We start from the raw sequence: 963 nt of genomic DNA, 5'->3' as shown, positions 1-963 counted from the left end.
ACCCCGCACCTCCGGCCGCGCATCACACACCAACCCCGTGTAAAAACGCCGCTCCCCCGACAACTGACTCATCACCTTCAAATGAGCCGCGTGCAGAACGGCCTTGACGGGTACGCCGAGGCTGCTGGCGAGCTTGCGCAACGCAGGGTCCAGGTCGGCGATGTCCAGCTCGGTGCGGGACACCTGCCGCGGGCCGGGCTCGGTCGCCAGGGTGTCCGGCAGTGTGAACTTCGGCCTACCTGTCACCACGTCCCGCCAGTAGTCGGCGTCCGCCTCGGAGTCGAGCGCCGACAGCTCGGCGGCCACGAAGTCGGCGTACCGGACGGCCACCGGCTCGACGGGCGTCGGCTGCTCGCCGCGCCGCCTCCGGTGGTACCCGTCGCGCAGGTCGGCCAGCAGGAGGTTGAGGTCCCAGCCGCCGGTGATGAGGTGACTGACGGAGACGGTGAGCCACCAGGCCCTGTCGTCCTCGCGGTGCACGGCCACCCGCAGCAGTGGCGGCGGCGGCGCCAGGTCGAACGGCCGCCCGCGCTCGGCGGTGACGTACGCCGGATGACCGCTCGCGTCGGGATGCACAGCGATCGGCACCTGCGCCTCGGCGTGCACGAGCTGCATGGGCACCGAGTAGCCGGCGAGGTCGACCGAGGTGCGCAACGTGTCGTGCCGGGCGACCAGCTCGGCGAGGGTGGCCCGCAGCGGCTCGACGTCGAAGGGCAGCCCGTCGTCGACACGCATCGTGTGGACGATGTGGTACGGCCTGGCGGCGTCGTCCTTGGCGATCTCGACAGCCATTCCCACCTGGGCCTGGGTCGCCGGGTAGGCGTCGGTCAGGCCCGCCGGCAGAGCGGCGCGGTCGGTGTCGGTCAGCAGCGCGAAGGGCGCCACCGGCTCCCACTCGTCAACGCCCTCACCCAAACTGGCAGCCAGCCCGCGCACCGTCCGGTAAGCAAAAACATCCCGCAC

At 71.3% G+C, this 963-nt stretch carries 1 protein-coding gene; it reads right to left on the bottom strand.

Annotation, left to right across the window (positions count from 1 at the left end; translation table 11 throughout):
- Positions 1-963 (bottom strand): condensation domain-containing protein (locus ADK66_RS28190; protein ID WP_231640227.1); only part of this gene is annotated, 963 nt, incomplete at both ends.

This window comes from Micromonospora sp. NRRL B-16802 (assembly GCF_001279555.1).
In the GTDB taxonomy this organism is placed as follows: Bacteria; Actinomycetota; Actinomycetes; order Mycobacteriales; family Micromonosporaceae; genus Micromonospora; species Micromonospora profundi.
The sequence above is the reverse complement of the archived record's forward strand: the minus strand, read 5'-3'. Positions and strand labels throughout refer to the sequence as shown.